Consider the following 8,107-nt stretch of genomic DNA (forward strand, 5'->3'; position numbering starts at 1 on the left):
TTATGATATTAACGATAATAATCCAGTAATAGCTACGATAGCAGCACCTGTAGAAGCAATACAAACAACAACAACTTCTGTAGCACCTACAACTACCACAATTGTTCCATCAGAAGCTTCTATGGATGCACTTAATGATATAAAGGCACGTCTTAAGAATGGTGACAACATAGAGGATATTATTTCCTCATTAGAACATTATGGCATTGAGAATGAAATTAAAGACAAGATAATACAGCATATTTTTGATTATGTTAGCGGTAATAGTGAAGCAGTGGCTCCAGCAGAAGTAGCTCCGGTAGCAGCACCTGTAATACCTACAACCGTAGAACCTGCTTCGACAACTTCTTCTTCAGAAGGAGCGTTATCAGCTGATATAAAGGTACGTCTTTATAATGGAGAAAGTAAGGAAGATCTTATTAATTTCATACTTCTTTATCAGGATATTAGCGATGATGCAAGAGCTAATTTAATAACTGAAATTTGTGAATATTCTTTTGGTACTGAATTAGCCGGACAGATAGGCGCAGATATTCAATTCTAATTTAACATCTCTCTAAGTTCTTTTAAAGAAAAACCTGGTGGTTTTAGGTAGTCTAGTACTACCTTACCACTATCAAGTACTATAAGCCTTTTGCCATAATTTACGGCATCTTCCAAATTATGCGTTATCATAACGGAAGTTATCTTATGCTTCTCTATAATCTCCGCTGTTTTTTTCATCACTGCATGCGAAGCTTTCGGGTCTAAATTTGCGGTATGTTCGTCTAGAAATAATATTTTAGGCGGATGAGCTATGCTAAGCGCAAGGAGTATAATCTGCTTCTCTCCGCCGGAAAATTTACCGAGTGGCTGTGAAAGCAGTGATAAGAAACGCTTAGGCGAACCTATAAGCTCTAACACCTCGCTACTTGTTAATCGTTCACTACTAGAAAACCTACTTTCCCACAAAGTAATATTTTCTTCAAGGGTTAACTCGGTAAACAGCCTATCCTCAGCCTTTTGTGTTATCGTAACCAAGGTAGAAGCTTTCTTAGCTTTAGGTATTTTATCGATTCTGACTTGATCTAGAAACACTTTCCCGCTAGTCGGTTTTAAATAACCCGCAAGTATTTTAGCTAAAGTAGATTTTCCGCTACCGTTATGCCCCAATATTACAACAAACTCCTCTTTAGCAATATTTAAAGTAGTGTCAGCAATTATAGGCTCACTTCTTTCCTTAACTTTGAACTGTATTTTTTCTGCGTATAAATAAGGTTTCATAATTTTGTCTTTTTAATCAAAAAACGTGCTAGGTGTCATACCGTGGCTTGACCACGGTATCCATTAAAACAAATAAAAATACTAAAATTTAGTATTTTTAACTGGACCCCGTGGTCAAGCCACGGGGTGACAATCATTTTCTAGATTCCCGCCTACGCGGGAATGACATTACAGTATTACTTCTTACTCACCGTACTCAAAGAAATAAACAATACTATCCCTAATATAAGCTTAAGGTTTATAGGATCAATGCCAATCCAAAGTAAACTACTAAGAGCAATAAAGTAAAATAATATACCTATAAAACAGGAACATATCTCTTTAAACGCATTAAAATTATTAGCATGGATTAAAATATGACGTCCTATAACAATCGCACCGATACCGACTAGCGCTACCCCAAAACCCATATTAATATCAGCAAAACCGTTTACTTGTGCAGATAAAGTACCAGTTAAAGCAGCAAGACAATTACTTATGCTAAGACCAATAGTGCGGTAAAGCTCGGCAGGTTTTCCTAAATTAATCAATAAATCTTTATTAAAACCAAAAGCTCGAAGAAATAAACCAAGCTTACCTTTCAATAAAATTATAACTACAAATATGATAAGGCAATTGATTATTATTAAAGGCACTAACCAATTTTCAAGATCTAATATCGATAACAGAGTCGGCATACCAAGGACCGATATATTAGGGCGCTGCATAATTTGCAAGTTAACGGAATAAAGCATGAAGCTTGCAAGCATTCCGGCTATAAGTCCATTAATGCGGTTATTTTTCTGCATAAAACTAACTATACTGCCAATAACTCCGCCCGCTATCACGGCAAATATTAATGCTGGAAATAACCCAAATGAAATAGTGCGTGCAAATACCGCCGCACCAAGTACATAAGTACCGTCTACGCTAAGATCGGTAATTTTTAGGATCCTATAACTTATATACATCCCTAAAATAAGTGGCAACATTATTAAGGATTGCTCAAGAGCAGTAACTAAAATGTTCATGTTACTACTCTGTAAGTTCTTTTTTAGTAAAAGGAGGTACAGATAAATTTTCTTTAGTTAGAATATCTTGCTTAACAAATGATTTAAGGTTAATAAATAAAGTTAAGTCTTTCATATCCCCAAACGGAATATCTTTTGGTGCTATTCCTTGCAAGATTTTTTTTGCCATTAAACCCGCTTCCACACCTATTTGCTTTTCTTGCACTCCTACAGCAATAGTCGCCCCGCTAACTACCGAACCTTCATCGGAAGCGATGATCGGAATACGGCGTTTAAATGCTTCTTGCTTTAAAATATTGATCCCGCTAACCACTAAATGATCTTTCAAAATTATAAAACTCTGCGTATTTTCAGGAGCATTTTTTACAGCCACCGGCATATCATTTAAATTTTGTATCATTGCCGTGTGCAGAGAAATATTGTTTTTTCCAGCATATAATTTTAACATTTCTACTTCAGGGATAACTTTCTCGCTACTGCTATAAATTAAAGTGATATTCTGTAAAAAAGGTAATTTACTAATTGTGTCGGTGATTTTTATTTCATCATTAACACCGGTAACTAAAGGTAGATTTTTACTATTAATCATAGCCGCAGCACAAACAATCGGTTTATTTGTTATATGAGAAATAACAGTTTGGCTGGCTGTCGTGCCGATTGGAATTATTACATCAATATTCTGATCTTTTATTTGCTTTACAAGGGCAAGCAAAATATTAGAATCAGCATGAGCATTTTTAACTATAATTTCTGCATCTATATCTTTTAGCGACTCTTTAATTCCTGATATAATCTCAGTCATTGCGGCATGTTCAAGCGGAACAATAACTACTACTTTTTTTGGTCTGCATAAATCGTAATAGTTAGGAGTAAAGGTAATAAAAAAGAGAAAATTTTGTGAAAAATATTAGAGATAAACATTTCAATATCCTATTGTAAGTTATAATTTAATAATCAAAATTTAAATTTGCATATAGCAAATCCATAAGCGTAAAGAGTTACCTACGCCAACGCCAATTTTGTATTAAACTATTAACCTTTAAAGATATCATAAATATTTTTAATTGTAGAAATATAAAGTAAAGATAAAAAATCTATCTTTCTGTGACTAGAAGCTAAATAGTCAAGAAAGCTCTATCATAGAGGCTATCTGTAAATAAATTTTAAGGCTAGTCTAATTCTTTTTTGCTGCAAACTATAAGATTTTTTTGAAATATAAATAATATTCTTTCAAAAACCTTATAATTTTCGCTAAAAAAGCTCTTTAATTACCAATTAAAACTTATTTACAAATAGCCTCTTAACTTTACAGGTTTAGCACTATTTTAAGATCATGTCAATAACCAATAAATGGCATTGCCTAAAAAAAGCGGCTTTGTTTTACATAACTCTTGAAATATTTTATTCGCATGAAGAGACTTTGTTACATAAATTCGATATCATTCCCGCCTGACATTGTTACGTGGATCGATTCCACCTTTGTCATCCCGCGACTTGATCGCGGGATCCAGTTTAAAATACTAAAATTTAGTATTTTAAGTTGTTTTTCTAGATACCGTGGTCAAGCCACGGTATGACACCGAACGGATTTTTTGATCTATGCAACAAAGCTTACAAAATGAAAAAGGAATTCATTTCTCAAACTATGCATTTTCTGTTTGTTCTAATACCTCTTGCCCTAGTAATTGTGATAGAACATCTTGACTTGCTTCAGTCCAGCTTACAGGAGGCTCTTCATTAGGTAAACCGGTATCATAACGTGTATTAAACATTGAAGCAAAATGAGTAGTTTCTTGATTAAATTCCCCAGCAGCTGTAACTTCTACTCCGTAACCATGATTTTTTAATGCTTTTTGTAAATCTACAACTTTATCACCTTCATCTTTTTGACTTACTAATACTTTATTTCTTTGTTCTTCAGTAGTCTCAATATATTCACCATAACCTTTTTTTGCTAACTCTTGCCATGGAAAAAATTTACCAGGAGCGACATGTCTTTCTGCAACTTCACCAAGGCCGACTAAATCATGTTTTAAATCTAAATCCGGATATCTTACTTCTATATCCTCAAGAAATTTACATAATTGCCCTATTTGCTCTTTTGGAAAATCACTTTCTGCATTATTAATAAGCATAACCCCAATACCAAACTTATTAACACCCACTTCTCCTTTCCCACTACTTTTACCTGCATAAAAAGCTTGATCTGTTAAATCATTATGATATTCTTTTTGAGTCCCATCCTTATCAATTATGTAATGAACACTTGCACCTCGCTCATCTAATGCTTCACGAGCAGACTTAATATCCTTGCTTACAGAATAAGTAATAACTACACAACTAGGTTTTACTCCTTCCGGTCTTGGAGCCATATATTTACCGTTTGGACTATTTGTATTACTAATACCGTTATTTTCGATAGCCTTACTTTTACTCATAAACTTTCTCCATGTATTTAATAATTGTTAATGGTTCAGAATTTACTAAACCTTAACAAAAATTAATACTTTGGCAATGCTAAGTCAATGAAAACTTAAATATTATTTACAAGGTATCGATACTGATCTGACAAGTTCAATTATTATTTTTCTAATATTTGGATTTTGTACTCTAGTAAATGCTCTAGTTAACGATAAAAGTTCTCTTTCCATAGTCCTTGATAATTCTTTATAATCAAAAGAAATTTCATTTTCATATTGCACTTCTTCTTCAGCAATATTATTTAAGAAATCACTTTCTATTTCTTTGAATAGATATTCAATTTTATTATTAGAAGTATTTTCATCGTCAGTTTTTAACTTTTCTTCTTCAGAACTATTAAAGAAATATTTTAAAGGTGTATTTAAAACTTTTGCAAAAACATATAACCTACTTATAGGTATATTACTTAAACCTTCTTCATATTTTTTAACTTGGAGAGCACTAATATCTAAGGCTTGCCCTAATTCTTTTTGGCTAATACCTACAGCAAGATGTCGTTCTTTTAAACGTTCACTTGCGAGTTTGTCTGGATGTTTTATTGAATCATTCATTTTAACAATAAGCTTTAATTATTAAAAATTAATTATTAATAAAGTCTATTCAACTTTAAATGTAGTATATATATTACTTTATATTTAATCAAGCAACTTTATTAAAAATTTAATACAATAACGCTAAAACCCTTTAGTTATCAAGAATCAAGGCTAATAAATAATTAATTAAAGGTACAAAAACGATGAGTAATAGAAGAGTAAAATTACCAAATTGCGAGAATATAGTAGGATAGGTTAGTTTTTTAGGAATTAAACCTTGGGTATAATTTATTTCATTTAGATTTAGTTTTTTTATTGTTCTGCCAAAAGGATCAATTATAGCTGAAATGCCGTTATTAGCTACTCTAATCATAGGTAAACCGTTTTCTACGGCTCTACTTCTACTGATATGAAAATGTTGATATGGCCCACTTGATTTACCGTACCACGCATCATTTGTAACATTGATTATTACATCTGCAATTTCATTAGAAGTCCGAACGAAATCAGGAAAAATCGATTCATAACAAATTAGAGGTTTAATTTTTAGATTATATTTTTCAAGATAAACAAGCCCTCCGTCTCCTTCTTTATAATCAATTAAACCATGAGTTAATTTTTTAACGGGTAATATTTTTTTAAGAGGCATATATTCACCAAAAGGTACTAAATGCGACTTATGATACTCAAATAATTTATGACCGTTTTTATCAAGAGCATACATAGCTGAGTAAAGTTCAAATTCATCGCCTTGTTTTTTATTATCTGAAATTCCTCCTGTTATCAAAATAGCATTTGCCCTATTTAACATTTTTAATAATTCTGATTTAACTTGCGGTACATCAAACGGCACTACTAACGCTGCCTCAGACCAAATAATTAAATCGGTAGGCTCTGTATTTTCCGATAAATTAATATGCAGCATTAAATTATGCCAGAATTCCGATTCATTCCATTTTTCGGTTTGAGAGATCGAAGGCTGCACTAATCGCACTTTTATATCAGTGAAATCTGTAGGATTATTACTTAGCCTTACTGCTCCGTAAATGACAATTACGGTTAATACTAGGACTGAACTAGCTAGTAATATTTTTAACTGAGTAAATTGCTTGCTAAATAAAGGATAAGCGGAAGTGGCAATATATATAACTATAAAACTAAGCCCATATATCCCTATTATACTTAAAGGCTGTATTAAAATATCCGAAAACGAAAAAGCATAACCGATTAAATTCCAAGGAAGACCGGTAAAAATCCATGAACGTACCCACTCAAATAATACCCAACATAAACAAAATATAAATTGGTAATATTTATTTTTTTTAGCAAAAAAACTAAGCATACAACTTGCCGATATAAAGAAAGCTAAAACTATAGGTAGTCCAAATAACGCAAAAGGAATTGCCCACCAAAAATCTGCAATATAAACACTAACACCGATGCTTATCCAATATATTCCACTTAAAAAATGCCCAAAACCGAATAAATAACCAAGTTTTGCAGCTTCTTGCCAATTTTCAGATTTTTGAACTATATAACATAGATAAGATAACGTTAATAATGCCGGTATAAAGAAAGTCGGAGCAAAAACTAAACCGCTTAACATCCCGAATAAAAAACAAATAATTTTAGATCTATACATTTTATTATTTTAAATAAGTAAAATTTATTTACAAAATAATACATCATGCTATCATTTCAGCAAGTTTTTAATATAACGAGTAAATAAATGACTACAGGATTACTACAAGGGAAAAAAGGCTTAATTACAGGTATTGCAAATAATATGTCAATATCGTGGGCGATTGCACAGCTTGCTAAAAAACACGGGGCAGAGCTATGGTTTACTTATCAATCGGAAGTGCTAGAAAAACGAGTTAAACCACTCGCTGAGGAAATAGGTTGTAATTTTGTTAGCGAACTTGATGTTACAAATCCAAAATCAATTAGTAATTTATTTGATGATATAAAAGAGAAATGGGGTAGTTTCGATTTCTTACTTCACGGAATGGCTTTTGCCGATAAAAATGAATTAAAGGGACGTTATGTTGATACTAGCTTAGAAAATTTTCATAATTCTTTACATATATCATGTTACTCTCTTTTAGAACTCTCAAGGTCCGCAGAATCCTTAATGCATAACGGCGGAAGCATTGTGACATTAACTTACTACGGTGCTGAAAAAGTTATACCTAATTATAATGTAATGGGGGTTTCTAAAGCTGCACTTGAGGCTAGTGTAAAATATCTAGCAAACGATATGGGAGAAAACAACATTAGAGTAAATGCTATTTCGGCAGGACCTATCAAAACTTTAGCATCTAGTGCAATAGGTGATTTTAGTACTATGCTTAAATCTCACGCTGCAACCGCACCGTTAAAACGTAATACTACTCAAGAAGATGTAGGAGGAGCAGCAGTATATTTATTTAGTAATTTATCTAAAGGTGTTACCGGTGAAATTCATTATGTAGATTGCGGATATAATATTATGGGAAGTAATAAATTATTGTAGGAGTTGATGTCATTTCTGCAGCGGCACATTGGTGTCAACTTAAGGATCAATGTCATTCCTGCGGAGGCAGGAATCCAGCGTAAAGCGAGCCATGCAACAACGCCGAATAAATCACGGGATGACACTGTATTTTTCAAATCATACAACAAAATCATCAGGTAATCCCCCCATTTTTAATCGCAGTAGAGAGTAGAGAGTTAAGCTGCTAAAGCTAATTTTTGTATTGGCGTTATACCGCTTATAGCCATATTTGGTCTTTCGTTATTATAAGACCAAAGCCATTTAGTGGCAAGATCTTGTGCCTC

At 32.7% G+C, this 8,107-nt stretch carries 7 protein-coding genes and 1 pseudogene; 2 read left to right on the plus strand and 6 right to left on the minus strand.

Annotation, left to right across the window (positions count from 1 at the left end; translation table 11 throughout):
- A partial coding sequence (locus AC1Z7D_RS04855) for a hypothetical protein (protein ID WP_482602471.1) occupies nucleotides 1–544 on the plus strand: 544 nt, incomplete at its 5' end.
- On the opposite strand, the gene AC1Z7D_RS04860 is transcribed toward AC1Z7D_RS04855, so the two are convergent.
- From AC1Z7D_RS04860 to lnt, 6 genes and pseudogenes are all read right to left on the minus strand, one after another.
- Nucleotides 541–1,263, minus strand: a complete 723-nt coding sequence (locus AC1Z7D_RS04860) for an ATP-binding cassette domain-containing protein (RefSeq protein ID WP_482602473.1) — start codon at nucleotides 1,261–1,263, stop codon at nucleotides 541–543. The genes AC1Z7D_RS04855 and AC1Z7D_RS04860 overlap by 4 nt on opposite strands.
- A gap of 176 nt (nucleotides 1,264–1,439) precedes the next feature.
- Nucleotides 1,440–2,273 carry an ABC transporter permease gene (locus tag AC1Z7D_RS04865; RefSeq protein WP_482602475.1) on the minus strand — a complete coding sequence of 278 codons (834 nt, stop codon included), beginning with the start codon at nucleotides 2,271–2,273 and terminating at the stop codon, nucleotides 1,440–1,442.
- Nucleotides 2,274–2,277: 4 nt separating this feature from the next.
- Nucleotides 2,278–3,194: pseudogene (locus tag AC1Z7D_RS04870) on the minus strand (ABC transporter substrate binding protein).
- A 722-nt stretch (nucleotides 3,195–3,916) separates the two neighbouring features.
- Entirely contained in the window at nucleotides 3,917–4,711 is a 795-nt protein-coding gene (locus tag AC1Z7D_RS04875) for an N-acetylmuramoyl-L-alanine amidase (RefSeq protein ID WP_482602477.1), read from the minus strand.
- Between the two features lie 102 nt (nucleotides 4,712–4,813).
- Nucleotides 4,814–5,305 carry a helix-turn-helix domain-containing protein gene (locus AC1Z7D_RS04880; RefSeq protein WP_482602479.1) on the minus strand — a complete coding sequence of 164 codons (492 nt, stop codon included), beginning with the start codon at nucleotides 5,303–5,305 and terminating at the stop codon, nucleotides 4,814–4,816.
- 133 nt (nucleotides 5,306–5,438) lie between these two features.
- Nucleotides 5,439–6,929: an apolipoprotein N-acyltransferase gene (lnt, locus tag AC1Z7D_RS04885; RefSeq protein ID WP_482602481.1), complete on the minus strand. Its 1,491-nt coding sequence runs from the start codon at nucleotides 6,927–6,929 to the stop codon at nucleotides 5,439–5,441.
- Nucleotides 6,930–7,016: 87 nt separating this feature from the next.
- On the opposite strand from lnt, the gene fabI reads away from it, so the two are divergent.
- Nucleotides 7,017–7,802: an enoyl-ACP reductase FabI gene (gene fabI, locus AC1Z7D_RS04890; RefSeq protein ID WP_482602483.1), complete on the plus strand. Its 786-nt coding sequence runs from the start codon at nucleotides 7,017–7,019 to the stop codon at nucleotides 7,800–7,802.
- Nucleotides 7,803–8,107 lie beyond the last annotated feature (305 nt).

The organism is Rickettsia sp. (assembly GCF_965035265.1).